Here is a 17,661-nt window from a genome sequence, read left to right as displayed (position 1 = left end):
TCATAATGGAATATGCGATTCTCTTTCCAAAATCATAACACAGGTGGGTACTATCGGGCATCGACCTGCTTGCGCCAATCCAGAATGTCAGCATTCAGCTGCTTCAAATCTCCAGACGACTGCTTCTCATCAGACAAGTTATACTTCTGTTTCAACGCCAGAATTCGATAGACACTTTCATCAATGCGAGATTCGGAAATCTTCCCTGACTTCACCGCGCTCTTCAACGTATCAAAAATAGTCTTGGCACTCTCATAACTGTGAGCTACCAGCAGAATATCGCTCCCTGCCTGAACCGTAGCCACGGCGGCATCGTCCAGCTTGTAATTTTTCGCGATTGCGCCCATGCTCAGATCATCTGTGATGACCACACCGTCATACTTGAATTTGCCACGTAAATGCTGACCAATGATGACATCCGACAAGGAGGCCGGATGGTCGGGATCGAGTTTCGGAAACAGAATATGAGCTACCATAACCGCTTCTACCTGTTCCTTCACCGCAGCTTCAAACGGAATCCATTCGAGCTCGGCAAGCTGCTTTTCTGTTTTGTTCACGACAGGCAGATCCAGATGGGAATCCACCGACGTGTCCCCATGACCCGGAAAATGCTTCACTACAGGAATAATTCCTTCGCTGCGCAGCCCCTTCATCTCGGCTATACCCATTTGCGACACCAGACTGGCTGAGCTTCCAAATGAACGATCCCCAATTACCGGGTTATTCGGATTACTGTTGATATCCAGCACTGGAGCAAAGTCAACGTTAAAGCCAACAAGCTGAATTTGTCTTGCCAACAATTTACCCATCGTTTCAGCCAAATCAGCATCTTTCGTCTTACCCACTTTCCCATTGGAAGGAATAGACTCTACCGTTTCCGGCATACGACTCACTTTGCCACCCTCCTGATCCACACTCATGAAGATTGGAACCGGATTGGAACGATTGGCATCCTTAATGGATTGCACGAACTTCGCTGTCTCTTGAAGAGTCGAGACGTTATTGGCATAGAAAATAATGCCTCCCACCTTCTGATCCGTAATCATCTGTTTGGCTTGAGCATCCAAAGTAGTCCCTTGAACACCTGCGAGAATCATCTGACCGACTTTCTCATCCAAAGACAATTGATTGAGCTGCTCTTGTACCGGATCTTTCTCTTCCTGCGGCGGCACTGTATTCTGCTGATCATCCTGATCATTTGCGCCTGCGTTTGAATTCGCATCTGTCTTCGTTCCGGTATTATGGTTACTCTGCTCTGACGAGGAAGGCTTCTGAGACTGCCCACATGCGGATAAGAGCAGGACTATTCCCAATAGCAGGAACAACATTTTAAGCCTGTTTATGTGTTTGTTTTTTGAATTGCGATTATGGATATACAAGGATAGTCATCCTCCTTAAGCGTTGTTGTCATTCAGCCTGAATGTGGTTCAGGCATAACCTTATCATAAGGTGCTTCATTTTCAAAATGGAGACAGCTCGCGCACAAATAAAGTTAATGTAGTCGGAATAACGAAAAAAATTCCCTTTTGGGGTTAAAGTGTGGTACTTTTTGGCGTTATTACTTTGGGCGTGTGTGATTGGAGCAAATGAGAAAAGGTGACTGCGGTGCGAAAAACGGTTTTCTATTGTGAATTTTTCATATGATGAAATTATTATTGAAGGAAGGTTGAAAAAGCCGCCCTTCGGCGGCTTCACGTTTGTTTTCAGTTTTCGTTGCCATTGGCGTTTGTTCTTACAATCCTTTTCTGAAAGTTCTCTTAATAGAGTGTTTGCAACACTTCTGTTGTAAAGGGTATGATTTCGGACTGGCGTCCTTCGCGAACTTTGTTCGGCCATTCCGGATCACTCAACAGTACACGCCCCAATGCGATCAAATCAAATTCATTTTTCTCCATTTTCTCGTTCAATTGATCCAGGTGAGCATCGCCAGCCCCCTGGTTTTCGTTCGCTCGATCCACGAATTCCGCTTCAAGCCCTACCGATCCAACAGAGATCGCCGGTTTGCCACTTATTTTCTGTGTCCAGCCTGCCAGATTCAGCTCTGAGCCTTCGAATTCCGGCAGCCAGAAACGACGTGTTGAGCAATGGAAAATATCTACGCCTGCAGCCGTCAGAGGAGCAAGGAACTGCTCCAGTTGTTCTGGTGATTCCACCAAACGTGCGTCATAGTTTCCCATTTTCCATTGAGAGAAACGAAGAATGATCGGAAAGTCAGGACCTACAGCAGCGCGACATGCTTCAATAACTTCGACAGCAAAACGCGTGCGCTGCACCAGATCGCCTCCGTACTTATCCGTACGACGGTTGGTGTGTTCCCAGAAAAATTGATCAATCAGGTAACCATGAGCTCCGTGAAGCTCAATACCATCGAAACCGATGCGCTGTGCATCGGCCGCTGCCTGTGCATACGCCTGGATAAGACCCTTGATTTCGTCCTCTGACAAAGGTTCTCTCTCCGGTTCACCTGCCATACTTTGTCCCGATGGACCTACTGGCTCCGCTTCTGCATTAGGCAGATCGCCCGAACGGCGAGCTGTGCCCACATGCCATAATTGTGGCATGATTTTGCCACCTGCCGCATGGACTGCCTTGACTACATTCGCCCAACCCTCCAGTGACTCATCGCCATGGAACAGCGGAATGCTTGCGCCACTAACGGATGAAGGGTGGTTAATCCCTGTTCCTTCGGTAATGATCAGCCCTACACCTCCGGCTGCTCTGCGACGATAGTAATCCACGACCTCTGGCCCGGGTACGCCTTCGGGTGAAAATCCACGAGTCATGGGCGCCATGACGATCCGGTTGGACAGGGTGAGCTTGTCCGAGGTAAATGGTTTAAACAAAGCTGACGGCACATTCATTGTGCATTGCTCCTTTTCGATCAGATTGGAAGAAAACATGTACACGTTCTTGCACATGCTTCTGTATAACTACCACAGATGTTTTAGCGAGTCGATTAAGATATCTTCTTTCTATATTATAGTTTCTGATTTTTATTTTCAAATTTTTGAAAAAAAGAAATTAATGGCCTTTTGAACACAAAAATAGAGCAAGTTCGATGTAGCTTCTTCTAAGAAGTTCTACCATTTCGGCCCTGCCCTACTTATAACTAAATTGCCCTCGCTGTAACCAAAAATGCGGATGCAGCATAGTATATAATATCCATAATCTTCCTTTCGTTTAATTAGCATTAACAGGGATATCATTGCGATTAACTCTTAGCAATTTGCCAGATGAAGTGGATAGAACATCGGGGTCCGTTCCTAGCCCAAAGTAGAAATCACCTTCGTGTTCTTCGAAAGACCTGGCATACGTGTCCTGGTTAAAACGGAGAATTTCATTCCATGTGTTTAGATCCGTCGATTGATATACGCGGTTTATATAGAGATTCGCACTTTTGCGTGTGTAGGTAAGCACATAGACTTTACCATCTCGCAGCAGCAGATCAGTAGGAAGGGCCTGGGTATCCGGCAAAATGACGCGCTTTGCCTGATTAATATCAGTCATGATATTCAAGGATTTGGGTAACAGCTGCCCGTCATTGAATACCCCTCCGGCAATATAGAGCAGCTTATTTTTGAAATTAATATTTTTCCCTATTTTATTATACGGAACTGTGCCAGTTTGATAGGATAACCCCGGTAGCATTTTGCTGCCATAGACCAGCACGTCTTTCTTTTCTAGCTTCTCATTAATCTCTAATATATTCGTTTTATCGCCCCAAATATTATTGGCAGGATACATCATGCCGGATGCATATAATTTGCCCTTGATTTCAAACAGCGTATACGCCCTGAAGCCAAATGTATTGATGGTGGCGAATTTTTGCCAGCTTTCACCTTGATCATGAGAAATTAATACGGTAGGCTTCTTCTCGGTACCCAGCGCTGCAAATAGTTTGCCCTGATAGGACGCCAAATCGTATACATGTACACCCAGCGGCAGATTACGATATTTTGTCCAAACATCTCCATCCAATCGGTAGAAGTTCCCCATATCCCACTGCTCACCATCCGAATCATTTCCGGGAATATACAATTTGTCATTTAGCACTTTGTAAATGTCAATCTGTTCCTCATCCACAAACTTTTTGGTCGAAGGAACGATGCTCGGATTTCTATTCGTAACGGATTGGGTTACAAATTTGGGAGTGGCTGTGTCGTAATAAATGACCGGAATTGGGCCCGCATTGGGTGAAACACCTAAATTACTGCTGTTCCCATGCCCCATATATATTTTTCCTCTGTACAATTGCAAATCCCAGACATTGTTGGCATAAGGCGCTTTCTTAAAAGGCCTTCCAAGCAGCTCGATCTTGGACGTCACATCGGCGGATGTGATAGCCGCATTGGACACCTTGGCAAGCATCCGCTCGGCAGTCGGCTGCTCTGTTACAGTATCATTCTTGGGTTTCGAATTGCCCATAAGCAGCCACCCCATACCTGCAACGAGGGTCAAAATCACAGCTGCCCATTTCGTATTCCTCTGCATGTCCGCTTCCTCCTTCATTTTATGAGATAACACCTTTACATCAAAATGATACAAATTGTATCTTTTCATATTATGTAAAACGAAACCTACTTGCAACAAATTCCGCCCGATCTGTGCAAAAAAAATAGACAATCGCATCCGGAGATGCGTTGTCTATTCGTCATAATTCAAGTGCATGCCTGCTAATTGAGCATCAGCTCCAGTTGCACTCCAACTGGGTTGCCTATCTCCTTTTGCTGACTTCCACTCTATTATATTCTGATGTTATTGGCCTGGAATTTACTCTGCTTTCACCAGAATTTTAACCTGGTTTTTCTCTTTGAGCAGTGCTTCAAATCCATGCTCTACCACTTCGTCCAGGCTAATTCGTTTGGTTACCAGCTTGTCTGAAGGGAAGAAACCTTTAGCCATCAGACTAATGACAGCCGGGAATACATCACGGTAACCGATAATGCCATTGACCGTACGCTCCTTCATGACAATGGAGTTTGGCAGAATCGGTGCTTCCTGTTCAAAAATGCTGACGATCATCAATTCACCACCAATACGTGTTGAATCAATCGCTTGCTGCAGTACCCGTGGAACACCGGTCACTTCATAAGCTACGTTCACACCACCTTGGGTCCGTGCATGAATTTCTTCCACAACATTATATTGTGCAGGATCAATAACGATAGCGCCAAGTTCTTCCGCTTTGGCTTTACGTTCCTCGGATAATTCCACGACATAAATATCCGATGCACCAGAAGCTTTCAGCGCCTCAATAACCAACAAACCGATAGGACCCGCACCAAAAACAGCCGCAGTGTCGCCGACTTTCAGTTTGCTCTGACGCACAGCATGAAGAGCTACTGCGGAAGGTTCCACCAAAGCTCCTTGCTCGTACGAGATGGAATCCGGAATGGCATGTACCATATTTTCCTCAGCCGTTACATACTCCGAGAAACCTCCGCCTCCCCCAGCAAGGCCCAAGAAACCCATCTGATCGCATAAATTATATTTTCCTTGCTTGCAGGCTTCACAATGACCGCATGCATAGATCGGTTCAACCACAACGCGATCACCTGCCTGAAAACGTGTCACGCCTTCGCCTACTTCAACGACTTGTCCTGAAAACTCATGCCCCATCACAACAGGTGCTTGTTCCCCTGTTAGCGGATGCGGTGCTTGAGCCGGAATGAAGATCGGGCCAGCAGTGTACTCGTGCAAGTCACTGCCGCAGATTCCACACCACTCCACTTTTATTTTAACCTTTCCCTGTTCAGGGCGGGGTTCATCAATATTTTCGAGACGCAAATCTTTTACTCCGTGCCAACGTAATGCTTTCATTTGTTTCATCTCCCAGATCATAAGTTTTGATATAATCGGAAACGTTTCCGTAAATCAAATATGTCACATTTTAAATAGACTGTCAAACATAATTTGTCACACTTATGTCTATATTATGAATTTTACGCCGATAATTCTGGGATAAAGCCAGCCTTCAATACACCTGCCACTCCGATGACAGAACAACCTTCCAAGCGCTATTATCCCCAGATTTTTTGGATACTTTTTTTCAAAAGGAATAATCAACTCTTCTGGAACAATAAACAACTATGATCTTTCAATCGTATTCACAGGATACTTGTTGGCTCAAATGTTATAATCAAGGTATAGTTTTGTCATTCCATTTGTACATATTTTCAAAATTCGGAATCGTTTCCGATTGAAGTGAGGTTAACTAAACGTGAATAAAGATCAGAAGGTTACGATCAAGGACGTTGCAGAACTTGCAGGTGTAGGCATCGCTACCGTCTCCAGAGCCATCAACAACTCGGAAGGTATCAGCAGCAAAACACGTGAGAAAGTCATGCAGGCCATTGAGGAGCTTGGTTTTGTCCCCAATACCTCTGCCCAGAGTCTAAAAATACGCCAGACGCATCAGATTGCACTGGTTGTACCTGACATACGCAACGCCATTATTCCCGAGATTTCCTGGTCTGTTGAACAAACAGCGAAGCAGCATGGCTATCATGTGGTCCAAATCAATACGGCGGGCAATGCAAGAACGGAACTGGAAACCATTCGTAACATCAAAAAACTGCACGTGGACGGGCTTATTTTCATGCCTTTGGCCTATCCCAAAACATTGCCTAGCTTAATTGATAAAGCTCCCCTTCCCATTTCCATGATTAATTACGGTAAAAAGCTGGAGCCTGGCATGAAAGCAGATGTCGTTTCTCTTTCACAACCCGAAGGGAAACTGGTCATGGAACATCTGATTAAAATTGGGCGGACCCGCATCGCCTACGCCGGTGCCCCTAAAGACATTATCGAGGAACGTTATCGGGCTTATGAGAAGGCTGTAGGTCATGTAGATATCTCCCTCGTTTATTTCGGAGAAGATTTTTCATTGAATACGGGAGCCAATGCAGCAGATTATTTTCATGGGCTGACTCACATGCCGGATGCCGTATACGCCATTAATGATATGGTTGCCATCGGATTGGTCAATCGGTTTAAAGAACTGGGCGTTCGTGTGCCCGAAGATATTGCTGTTGTGGGCGTTGACAACAACCAATTTACAACCGTTTCGTCTCCGCAGATCAGTTCAGTCTCGATTATGGGCGAAGAAGTGGCCAGACTTGCAACGGAATTGCTGTTAAAGCGAATTCGAGAGATGAGTACCACCGATTACGAGCATATTCAATTCGAGCCAAGGTTAATTGTGCGCGAGTCCAGTGTTGCCATGATCCGCTCATCTTCACAAGGACCACACGCCTAAGCGTTGTCGTGAAGACACGGATCTATTGGACAACATTCGAATAACACAAAAAAAGGTGTTCTCCAGGAATGAATTTCAGTCCTGAGAAACACCTTTTTTTCATCTTCACCCACGCACTTTTAGCTCAGCCCCACCTAAGAGCAATCACTTTTTCGGAAGCAGTTGTCTAATCGGTGTCCCCTTCAGGAACATCTCAATATCTTCTACAGTATGGTTAAAATAAATAGCATAGTTGCCTTGAGTCACGTAACCAATGTGCGGCGTTGCCAAGAGATTAGGCAATGTGCGCAGGATATGATTTACAGGAAGAGGCTCCTGTTCATATACGTCGAGACCTGCCCCAGCAATCCACTCATTCTGTAAAGCCTCGACCATCGCCTCTTGATCCACAATGCCTGCACGAGACGTATTGATTAATAAAGCGGTATTTTTCATTCGTTGGAACTCGGCTCGTCCAATCAGATTACGAGTGCGGTCACTGAGCACCAGATGGATGGAGACAATATCACTTTGTTCTAGGAGTTGTTCCTTGGTCTCTGCCCATTGGACTACCTGTTCCTCTGCTCTTGCCTGTGTCAAATTCTCACTCCAGGCGATTACTTTCATGCCAAAGGCTTGTGCAATCTGTGCCATTCGGCTGCCAATCTTGCCTAAGCCGAGCAGTCCCAATGTTTTTCCATACAAGTCCATGCCCACTGTACTCTGCCAGTTTCGGTTCAAACGCAGCGCGTTATTTTCGGTCACCAACTGTCTGGACAGGCCCAGGATAAGCGCCCATGTCAGTTCTGTGGGTGGATTGAAGCTTCCTTCCGTGCCACAGACGATGACACCGTTTGTTTCCGCAGCCTGGAGGTCAATGGAGGCATTACGCATGCCGCTTGTAATCAGAAGCTTGAGTTTCGGCAATTGAGTGATCACGGATTCAGGGAAAGGTGTACGTTCACGCATCAACACAATCACTTCAAAATCCCGCAGTTCCTGAACAACCTTCTCTTCTGATCCTAGGTAATGATTAAACGTCTGAACCTCAACCCGATCCAGGATCGGAGTCCAATCCGCTGAAGAAAGGGCAACATTCTGATAATCATCCAATATGGCACAACGCAACTTCGTCTGCATGGTTGAATCTCCTCCTCATATATGTGCATCATTGAACAATGTTTGAAAATGTTACCCCGCATATGTAACTCATAATATACATTCCTAATTTAATCTATACCCTATCTGTATTGTATCAACTCAGCCCCCATCTGCCCAATGCCCTCAGACACAAAAAAAAGCAGGAGTAGGCTCCCGCTCTTGCTAACCGTTCAAAAAAGTTTAAAAAGCAGCGCCGTAATGAGAATCGCAATCGCCACTTGAAACAAAGACCGTATTTTCCAGAACATTTTATCCAGTTTCGATTGATCATTCTCTGTCAGGGAACCCACGATAGCAATAAAAGCAAGTATGCCAATCACAATCAAACTGAACTCAATGATCCCCAGCCCGCCGTATGTCGTTAGCAGCACACCGATAATGTATAAAACGACAAGGTAGATCCTATGAAAATAACGTTCCATATGAACACCCCTTCTATAAAAGAAATCCTTCCCTTATGCCTCAAGCAACGATAACGTAACCTTTATACTCTGCTGTACAAATGAACGGTCCGGCTCCGATTTCATCATAACGGTTAATCCAATCATCGACACAACCAGCGACTTGGAGAGCGCAAATGCGTCAAGATCATCAGACAATTCCCCGGTTTCCTGTCCCCGTTCAATCGTCTCCTTGAAAATCGCCGCCAGATACATCTGGTGCTCACGTGTAAGAACAGCCAATTTAGGATCATGCGGAGCCAGTTCAACCATCGTATTGATGCAAAAACAGCCGTGACGAGGATCTGTTACATCCCCTTCAGCTCCAATATGTTCAAACAATGCACGGAAGGCCTCTTTTACAGAGGATGTATGCTGAAGTCTGGATCTGACCTGAGCGGCATGCAAAGTCGTATACCTGCGAAGTGCCGTTTCAAACAATTCCTTTTTGTCACCAAAAGCCGCATATAGACTGGGACGCTGAATACCCATGGACGTCGTCAGATCACTTAAGGATGTCGCTTCAAATCCTTTATCCCAAAATGTCTGCATTGCTGCTTCCAATGCCTTATCCGTATCAAATTCCCGTTGTCTAACCACACATTCACCTCTTTGTGTATCGATCAGTATAAAACAATTCTAAGCTATACTGAATTCCCATGTCAAACCCATCTCAATATACTAAAAAGAATATAGTCTTATCCCTTCAACTCTTGACATCATCTCAAAGCATGAAGTATGTTTATTCCGAATCATAATGTACTGATCAGTATATTTTAATCCAACAGTATTCATTCCGCTCCTAACGTACCACATTCGAAATACGGAAAGGTGAATCATTCATGCAAAATCCATCTTATCTAACGCATCCCTCCAACGAAGGACGTCCGAGCATGTCCCGGCTTGTGGCGCTACTATTTGCCCTTTGCAGCGGACTGGCGGTAGCCAATATTTATTATGCCCAGCCTTTGCTCGACTCCATTGCTGCGGAGTTCAGTCTCGCTCATTCATCCATTGGGATCGTTATCACCGTAACCCAGGTCTGTTACGCCCTCGGGTTGCTATTACTCGTTCCCCTTGGTGATCTATTGAATCGACGCAAACTGATCATCATCCAGATGCTTTTATCCGTAATCGCCCTGATTGCGGTCGGTACCTCAGCATCCAGCCGAATTTTATTCATTGGAATGGCAGCTATCGGGCTGCTCGCCGTCATTACTCAAACACTCGTTGCCTTTGCCGCCTCCCTCGCTGCACCGTCTGAACGAGGGCGCATTGTCGGTCTGGTCACTAGCGGGATTGTCATCGGCATATTGCTGGCGCGAACCATTGCAGGTACCTTAAATGATTGGATTGGCTGGAGATCGGTCTATCTCTTCTCTGCCAGCCTGACATTACTGGGGATTATCGCCCTGTTTCTCGTACTCCCCAAACACGAACCGGAGCGAGAAAAACTAAGCTACACCCAATTGATCGTTTCTGTCCTGCAATTGTACCGTGAACTGCCTGTTCTTCGCGTACGCGGCGTTCTCGCCATGTTGATTTTCGCAGCCTTCAGCACCTTGTGGACTTCCATGGTTTTACCCCTAAGTGCTGCACCCTTCTCCTTGTCACATACTGCGATTGGAGCCTTTGGTCTCGCGGGAGCTGCTGGCGCGCTGGCTGCTGCACGTGCAGGAAGACTGGCTGATCGGGGACTTGGACAAAAGACAACGGGCGTCGCCCTTGTAATATTGCTTTTGTCCTGGCTGCCCATAGGCTATGTTCACCACTCTTTATGGCTGCTTATAGCCGGGGTAATTATGCTGGACCTTGCCGTGCAGGCCGTGCATGTCACCAACCAGAGCTTGATCTATGAAGTTCGACCTGAGGCGCAGAGCCGCTTAACGGGCGCCTACATGATCTTTTATTCGATAGGCAGTGCTACCGGCTCCATCGCTTCCACTCAAGTGTACGCCTGGGCAGGTTGGACTGGTGTTTGTTGGCTGGGTGCAGGCGTTAGTGCCGCTGCGCTTCTGTTCTGGGTTTTTGATCGTTACATCCATCGGAATACGGGTCACTAAATTAATCCAGCTTATTCCACACCACGATAAACAGAGTGGCTAACGGACCAAATAACAGGGAAATCAGAAACCAGTTACGTCCACTTCTGTTTTTTCCCTGAGCAAGTCCGGCATTAATAAGGGCAAGCGTGCCCCAACCTACAACGTATTCGTTATCCATCACCTATCATCTCCTCTTAACAGATCGGCTCTACCTGTGGCTCTCAAGCAACGCCTTAAGTTTCAAATTTCGACTCTCCAGGAAAGCCTGCATGTACCTCTTGAGTACAATACGCTCTGCAACCCATCCCAGAACACCAAGAGGAGCTTCAAATCTCAGTGTGTCTCTCATACAAGTGGTCTGCTCGCCAAGCTTACTGAAGCTGTGTTCATGTCTCATGCTCTTGAAGGCGCCTTTCTCCATCTGATCCACAAAAAGATGCGGCCGATTGTACTCGGCGATCCGGGAAGTCAGCTTCTGCCTTATCCCGAAATGGCTTGCTTCGAAAGTTACCGTATCGCCTTCGCCAATTTTTCCCGTTGTAACACCAGCTATAGCCCGCTCACGGGTATGTTTCCAGACCGTCCGGGTATGAATATCAATATCCCTTGCATAGTCAAAGCATCGCTCAATGGGGGCATATATTGTAATCTCGGTTACCACTTCAATCAAGGACTATCTCTCCTTTTACGCTTCCGTTACAATGAATGAATAGGCGGTTCGTCCACTCTGCAACCTATTGATAATCACTGAAAGGAGTTGTATATAATTCATGAATGCGTCATCCAAAATCACAACATTTCTGATGTTCTCCGGACAAGCGGAGGAAGCTATTCGCTGGTACACTTCTTTGTTTGCTGATTCGGCCATTCAGCATATGTTTTATCAGGATAACGGCAAAGTTCTGCATGCCATATTTACACTGAACGGGCAGACCTTTATGGCGATCGACAATACTAGCGCTTACCACGCATTTACGCCAGCCATCTCATTGTTTGTCAACTGCGAAACGACCGACGAGCTTACCCGGCTGTTCGAAGCCTTATCCACAGATGGAGAGGTATTGATGCCGCTGGCTGCATCCCCCGTCAGTCAGCAGTTTGGCTGGGTCCAGGACCGTTATGGCGTGAACTGGCAGCTCAATCTGCCTAAAAAGGAAAATTAAGGTCTTTGCAAAGTATACTCCTGGTCCCCACGAAGAACAACGTCAGGGGTAGGATAAAAAAAGGGTCCCCTGTGATCGTACAGGAGGCCCGTTTTGCGTATGAATTCAATTATTTTCAAACTCAGATGATTAACTCATTAATGGCAAGCGTGCGCTCTTTGGACAGATCACGATATTGTTCCGACTCCACCTTGATCAGTGGTTTGAAAATATCGGATGTATTGTTCATGACAATCACGCCCCGCTCGCCGTTGCTCAGAAGCACTTGTTTACCAATAAAATTAGGAAGCAGATGCTGCATCAAGGCCTGAACCGGCTTCTCATTCAATTTGCCAAATCCCATCGCATAGATATCGCGCAGGTTGTTGATCAGATTCGGATTGCTGGTTCCGTGACTGCCGGATCTCATCCCGATGTATATGTCGGCGACAGATACGATCTGTGTGTATGGGTGAATCTCTTCTTTTTTAAGTTGCATCGGATAACCGGTACCATCCTCCAGTTCATGATGCTGAAGAGCTACCAGCGCAGTGGCTTCATCCGTCATGGAGCTTTTGATAATATCATGCCCATAGATCGTATGACGCTGCAATTCAAGCTGTTCATCTGCGGTTAACGGTTCCGTCTTGTTGCGAATCCGGTGGGATACTTTGCACTTGCCAATATCATGAAGATAGCCACCACGACTGATCTGGTAACTCTCTTTTTGAGAATAACCAAGCCAGTTGGCCAGGTAAAATGACAATAGTCCAACCTGAATGGAATGTGTGTAGTTATTGACATCATCCCGTTCCAGCATCATCAGGAGATGTACGACATCCTTTTGCTCGTCCAGTCCCTCCACCATTGGTTGAAGTGCATCATCCACCATTGTTGCGTTGAACTTGCCTACAGTCAGCGCTTCGAGAAATGCAGATTGATAGTTATGTACGGTTTGTATAAATTGGGATTTCATTTCTTCTTCAGGCGGTTCTTCCTTGGTGCTTGTGCTTGCTCCAGATGCAAATTTTGCCGCAGCAGCAAAGAATTCCGCTTCCGTGATCTCTTCCTCGCGTGGTTCAATATCCACATAGTCCACGCGGTGCTGCATCAGCAAGGTGATATCTTCACTTTTGATCACAGTACCCTGACCCAGAACGTGTAATCCCGCTTCGCTGAAAGTATCCGCAGTCAGACGGTCTCCATCTTGCAGGTTCATAATATGGATTCTCAAATCGGTATTCCCCCTGAACAATCATTTATAGTCAACAGTACCCGTTAGATCGGGTCCTATAAATCCCTATACTACTTTATATCGATATAATCTTTCTTTTTCTCCATAGTCCAAACGACCTTAATCACAAAAGGAAATACGAACGTATAAGACTTTATTCTCACTCCCATTTTCAAAAAAGTCCCGGTTTGAATCCGTATTAAGATAACTGGCATCTTGTTTTACACATATATAACCAAAAAGCCCAAAAAAATGTTTGGGCTTTTATTGAATTTCACTATATTTTGATCGAACTCAGACTCGCTCCCTGTACAAAAAAGCGTTCAATACTCTTCTCAACAGATGGGTCCGGAATTAACGGTGGCGCCTGATGAGGCTTCACTCTGGCATCGATAATGATCTGGTCGCAGCCCCAATGTTTATAGTTGTAGCCGCTATTTACACCGTACATATCATGAGACGGGTTACTGCGGGTAAATGTCGCCCACAAGAAATTGCTGAGATTCACACTCAGGAAAGAGCTATCGTCACATAATACGATCATTGGACAGGAGGACAAATCTCCTTTTTCCTTCAGCATGTCTGTTAATGCCTTCATTTCCTGTTCTGTATCCGCATAACTGGTGAACGGCGTACCCTGAACAGCAACAATTCCTGGCATCACGAGCTGTGGATTGTTATAACCTCGAATATCTTTCAATGTCTCCGGTACTTCCCGGCACAGCTCCCGGATCTTGTCCCCGTAGGCTGCAAATACAACCTTACTGCCGCTGTTCAATCCGGTTCCCGAGTAATCCAGCGTATCAATCGTTGTATTGGTATGGAAATGAATGTCCCGCTGCAGATCCATTCGTTCGAGGATATACGTCAGGAATTCCACTTCCCGATGTGTATCCAGGGGTTGCTGATCCTCTGCTGTGATAAACAAGTACTTCGCCAGACTGAGCTGGCCTGTACCCAGAATACGACTCGCAATCGTCAGCAGCTCTGTTGGCTGTTTTACCGTCTGATACGGCGTATAACGTTCACTGCCAATCGCGAACAGAAGCGGATGAACCCCTGCTGCATCGACTGCATGGACTTCTTTTACCCCTGGAATCTCCTGTTTAATGGCATCACCCGTAATTTCGTGAATCAAATCCCCAAATGCGGTATCCTCTTGCGGAGGACGCCCCACCACGGTAAAGGGCCAGATCGCATTCGGCTTGGCGTACACTTTATGCACTCTCATTAACGGGAACGGATGCGTCAGACTGTAATATCCCAGATGATCGCCAAACGGTCCTTCAGGCTTCGTCTCGTCCGGGTAAATATCACCCGTGATGACAAAATCGGCGTCATTGCTGATGCAATATCCATCCTTATAGCTGTAACGGAAGCGACGCCCGGCAAGCAGCCCGGCGAAAGTCATCTCACTGAGTCCTTCAGGCAAAGGCATCACTGCAGAGAGAGTATGTGCCGGAGGGCCTCCGATGAAAATGCTCACTTTCAGGGGTTCTCCCTTTTTGACAGCTTTGGCCTGATGAATTCCGATTCCGCGATGGATCTGGTAGTGAAGTCCAATTTCCTTGTTCAGTTCATAATCATTTCCACTTAGCTGTACACGGTACATACCCAGATTGGAGTTCATGATGCCTGGCTTGTCCGGGTCCTCGGAATAGACCTGAGGCAGCGTAACGAATGCTCCGCCATCCATGGGCCAATGCTTGATTAATGGCAGATCCGAAATCTGAATCTCCTGTGCGGTTACTGGCAGACTGATCGACTTCTGCTTGGGCAGAGCCTGCCAGGCGGCAAGGCCTGTGCTGATATGCTGAAATGGCGTTTTGAGTGCCTTCATTGGATCGTCCCGGACAGCCATGACACGTTGTACGCCTTCAAGCGTTCCACGGAACATGAATTTGCTTCGCTCCAGCGTACCGAACAGGTTCGAAACGGCCTGGAACTTCGAGCCTTTCACATTTTCGAAAAGCAATGCTGGGCCTTTCGCCTCATGTACTTTCATATGTAATGCTGCCATCTCCAAATGAGGGTCCACTTCTTCCTTCACTCGAATCAAATGTCCATGCTGCTCCAGATCGTTAATGCAATCTTCCATATTGCGATATTTCATTGGATGGCTCCATTCTTTGTATAATCAATAATTATGTTCATATATTCACATAGGTGTGAAGTAGCGGGTTGAATATAACGTTGGATCTACCTTGTCTACTTTTCACCTAAAAAAATGATTGATTCTAGCGTCTCTTCTATATTATCAAATGATCTGCTGCTTAACAAAACAATATATACAATTTGTCACGAAGCACTCACCAAAAAGCAATATTTAGGCAACCCGAGTCCAGTATTCATAAGGACCACAATTGCTTCAATATTGCTAATTGACTTACTTATGGTGTAGTCGAAGGTCTGGGGATCGTAACCGTAAACTGCGTTCCTTCTCCAACCCTGCTCTCCACATCTATTGTACAATCATGCAATTTCAAAATTTTAATTACGATGGAAAGCCCTAATCCATTCCCTCTTAGAGCGCTGCTCCGTGCTTTGTCCACCATATAAAATCGATCGAAAATATACGGAAGGGCTTCCTCCGGTATTCCTTGTCCTGAATCTCTAATCGTTACCTTCACGAATGAAGTAGACTTCTCGATTTCAACATGGATGCACCCATCAGGACCCGTATATTTTATAGCATTGTTCATTAGATTCTGCCAGACCTGCTCAAACAGATCTTTATCCACCGTGATTTCACAAGGCAATAGATCCAATTCAATCTTGATATTTTTGCGCGCCCACTGAGGTTCCGCTAATACAATCGTTCTTCTTAATTGTTCATCTAATTGGAATGTGGTGAGATTAAACGGATGATGCTCCGAATCAAGTGAGGCTAACCGGAGTAAATTATCACTAAGCCTGGACAGGCGTAATGTTTCCTCATAGATGATATCCAGATGCTCTTTCTGCTCTTCCAGCGGAATGACACCATCTTGCAGCGCTCTTGTAAATCCTCTAATCGATGTAAGTGGAGACTGCATTTCATGAGAGACGTTACTGACAAAATCATCCCGAACCGAGTCTATTTTCTGCAGCTCACTAGCCATGTGATTAAAGCTCTCCATCAGCTCACCAAACTCATCCTGATTATGATGTTTCAACCGTACTGTTAGATCGCCTGATGCCATTTTCTTGGCCGCAGCGGTTAGTCTTTTAATAGGTTTCACAATGTACCCAGACATAAACATGATTAATAAGCTTCCTATAACTAGAACAGTTAATAGCGATATCAATAGTGTTCGTTTCACATTATGAAAAATCGATGAAAAATTAATTGTGATCAGGAGCGCATCTTTGTCAGCATTCAGCCTGGGAACACCAACGACCGCTGTTTCATCTTTATTGGAAAGTATAAACGCTTCCGTGGTATTTTCGTCGAATAATTTATGAACTTTACCATCCGAAAAGGAAGCCAGCACTTCACTTTGTTCATTCACAGCATTTATGTTCAAACCGTATCGCGAAAAAATATTCAAGCCTGTTTTCACCTTTTCCGGATCATCGATCAGGTTTATCATCGCAGCGATATCTTCGGCAATAGTAACCAGAGTATGATTCGGTGTCTTTTCCTGAGGTCTCATGTTTAGTATGAAGGAGAGAATCAAACTGATGATCACAATACCAATAAAGGTAGCTACGATTCGTAAGCGCAGGCTTTTACTCACTATTTTCATACAAGCTCCAGACGATATCCCAGTCCTCTGATCGTCGAAATAATCAGTTCCGGGATGGGTTCCAGCCGTTCTCTTAACCTTTTAATATGCACATCAACGGTACGCTCATCACCTTCATAATCGAGTCCCCATATATCTTCTATAAGCTGTGTGCGTGTGAATATTTGCCCTGGCAGACTCGCCAAAGCAAACAACAATTCACATTCCTTCTTTTTCAATTCAACCGTATGCGCTCCTGCAGCAACTGTCAAATTGCTTAGATCAATTGTTACACCACCTATATGAATCACATTCGAGGATACCTTGTTGTATCTCTTCATTAAAGATTTCACACGCAAGATTAATTCTACAGGATCAAAAGGTTTTACTAAATAATCGTCTGACCCTGCATTAAATCCTTTGACTTTATCCTTGGATTCTCCTTTTGCCGTCACCATCAGAATGGGAATATCCATATAAGATCGAATATCTTCGGTCAGTTCAATACCATCAACACGTGGCATCATCACATCGACAATCACCAAATCAATTTTCGTATGAGATAGGATGTTCAGTGCTTCTTGACCATCCGGCGCTTCCACTACGGAAAACTGATTCGTTTCAAGGTATATACGAATTAATTTGCGGATATGGGAATCATCATCAACCACAAGAATCGTGTTCATTCATCTATT

The 17,661-nt window shown here is 45.5% G+C and carries 16 protein-coding genes; 3 read left to right on the top strand and 13 right to left on the bottom strand.

Annotation, left to right across the window (positions count from 1 at the left end; translation table 11 throughout):
- Positions 1-50: 50 nt before the first annotated feature.
- From nagZ to P5G61_RS19360, 4 genes are all read right to left on the bottom strand, one after another.
- Positions 51-1,313 carry a beta-N-acetylhexosaminidase gene (gene nagZ / locus P5G61_RS19375; protein ID WP_301248020.1) on the bottom strand — a complete coding sequence of 421 codons (1,263 nt, stop codon included), beginning with the start codon at positions 1,311-1,313 and terminating at the stop codon, positions 51-53.
- Positions 1,314-1,757: 444 nt separating this feature from the next.
- On the bottom strand, positions 1,758-2,861 hold the full coding sequence (locus P5G61_RS19370) for an NADH:flavin oxidoreductase (RefSeq protein ID WP_301248018.1): 1,104 nt from the start codon (positions 2,859-2,861) through the stop codon (positions 1,758-1,760).
- Positions 2,862-3,180: 319 nt separating this feature from the next.
- The gene (locus tag P5G61_RS19365; RefSeq protein ID WP_301248016.1) at positions 3,181-4,491 is read right to left on the bottom strand and encodes a hypothetical protein; all 1,311 of its coding nucleotides are present in this window, start codon (positions 4,489-4,491) and stop codon (positions 3,181-3,183) included.
- A 279-nt stretch (positions 4,492-4,770) separates the two neighbouring features.
- A complete protein-coding gene (locus P5G61_RS19360; protein WP_301248014.1) occupies positions 4,771-5,820 on the bottom strand; it encodes a 2,3-butanediol dehydrogenase in 1,050 nt (349 codons plus the stop codon).
- Positions 5,821-6,220: 400 nt separating this feature from the next.
- On the opposite strand from P5G61_RS19360, the gene P5G61_RS19355 reads away from it, so the two are divergent.
- Positions 6,221-7,258, top strand: coding sequence for a LacI family DNA-binding transcriptional regulator (locus P5G61_RS19355; protein ID WP_301248013.1), 1,038 nt, complete (start codon positions 6,221-6,223; stop codon positions 7,256-7,258).
- Between the two features lie 144 nt (positions 7,259-7,402).
- On the opposite strand, the gene P5G61_RS19350 is transcribed toward P5G61_RS19355, so the two are convergent.
- From P5G61_RS19350 to P5G61_RS19340, 3 genes are all read right to left on the bottom strand, one after another.
- Entirely contained in the window at positions 7,403-8,377 is a 975-nt protein-coding gene (locus P5G61_RS19350; protein ID WP_301248012.1) for a D-2-hydroxyacid dehydrogenase family protein, read from the bottom strand.
- 191 nt (positions 8,378-8,568) lie between these two features.
- Complete coding sequence (locus P5G61_RS19345; protein ID WP_024633797.1) at positions 8,569-8,820, bottom strand: hypothetical protein; 252 nt, start codon at positions 8,818-8,820, stop codon at positions 8,569-8,571.
- A 33-nt stretch (positions 8,821-8,853) separates the two neighbouring features.
- Positions 8,854-9,438 (bottom strand): TetR/AcrR family transcriptional regulator, encoded by a 585-nt coding sequence (locus P5G61_RS19340; RefSeq protein WP_301248011.1) that lies wholly within the window; start codon positions 9,436-9,438, stop codon positions 8,854-8,856.
- A 242-nt stretch (positions 9,439-9,680) separates the two neighbouring features.
- Between P5G61_RS19340 and P5G61_RS19335 the strand changes: the two genes are divergently transcribed.
- Positions 9,681-10,901 (top strand): MFS transporter, encoded by a 1,221-nt coding sequence (locus P5G61_RS19335; RefSeq protein ID WP_301248009.1) that lies wholly within the window; start codon positions 9,681-9,683, stop codon positions 10,899-10,901.
- A gap of 1 nt (position 10,902) precedes the next feature.
- Here the strand turns inward: P5G61_RS19335 and P5G61_RS19330 are convergent, their stop codons facing one another.
- Together P5G61_RS19330 and P5G61_RS19325 are read right to left on the bottom strand one after the other, a co-directional pair.
- Positions 10,903-11,061, bottom strand: coding sequence for a hypothetical protein (locus P5G61_RS19330; RefSeq protein WP_173405258.1), 159 nt, complete (start codon positions 11,059-11,061; stop codon positions 10,903-10,905).
- Between the two features lie 30 nt (positions 11,062-11,091).
- A complete protein-coding gene (locus P5G61_RS19325) occupies positions 11,092-11,544 on the bottom strand; it encodes an SRPBCC family protein (protein WP_363325755.1) in 453 nt (150 codons plus the stop codon).
- A gap of 109 nt (positions 11,545-11,653) precedes the next feature.
- Between P5G61_RS19325 and P5G61_RS19320 the strand changes: the two genes are divergently transcribed.
- Positions 11,654-12,046: a VOC family protein gene (locus P5G61_RS19320; RefSeq protein WP_301248006.1), complete on the top strand. Its 393-nt coding sequence runs from the start codon at positions 11,654-11,656 to the stop codon at positions 12,044-12,046.
- A 121-nt stretch (positions 12,047-12,167) separates the two neighbouring features.
- Here the strand turns inward: P5G61_RS19320 and P5G61_RS19315 are convergent, their stop codons facing one another.
- The 4 genes from P5G61_RS19315 to P5G61_RS19300 all read right to left on the bottom strand — a co-directional run bounded on the left by P5G61_RS19315 (position 12,168) and on the right by P5G61_RS19300 (position 17,652).
- Positions 12,168-13,259, bottom strand: coding sequence for an HD-GYP domain-containing protein (locus tag P5G61_RS19315; protein ID WP_285076769.1), 1,092 nt, complete (start codon positions 13,257-13,259; stop codon positions 12,168-12,170).
- 277 nt (positions 13,260-13,536) lie between these two features.
- On the bottom strand, positions 13,537-15,372 hold the full coding sequence (locus P5G61_RS19310; protein ID WP_079344240.1) for a UbiD family decarboxylase: 1,836 nt from the start codon (positions 15,370-15,372) through the stop codon (positions 13,537-13,539).
- Positions 15,373-15,649: 277 nt separating this feature from the next.
- Complete coding sequence (locus tag P5G61_RS19305; protein WP_301248005.1) at positions 15,650-16,978, bottom strand: sensor histidine kinase; 1,329 nt, start codon at positions 16,976-16,978, stop codon at positions 15,650-15,652.
- 5 nt (positions 16,979-16,983) lie between these two features.
- Positions 16,984-17,652 (bottom strand): response regulator transcription factor, encoded by a 669-nt coding sequence (locus P5G61_RS19300; protein ID WP_301248003.1) that lies wholly within the window; start codon positions 17,650-17,652, stop codon positions 16,984-16,986.
- Positions 17,653-17,661: the final 9 nt, after the last annotated feature.

Source organism: Paenibacillus vandeheii (assembly GCF_030433635.1).
Lineage (GTDB): Bacteria > Bacillota > Bacilli > Paenibacillales > Paenibacillaceae > Paenibacillus > Paenibacillus vandeheii.
This window is presented reverse-complemented; position numbering and strand designations above follow the sequence as displayed.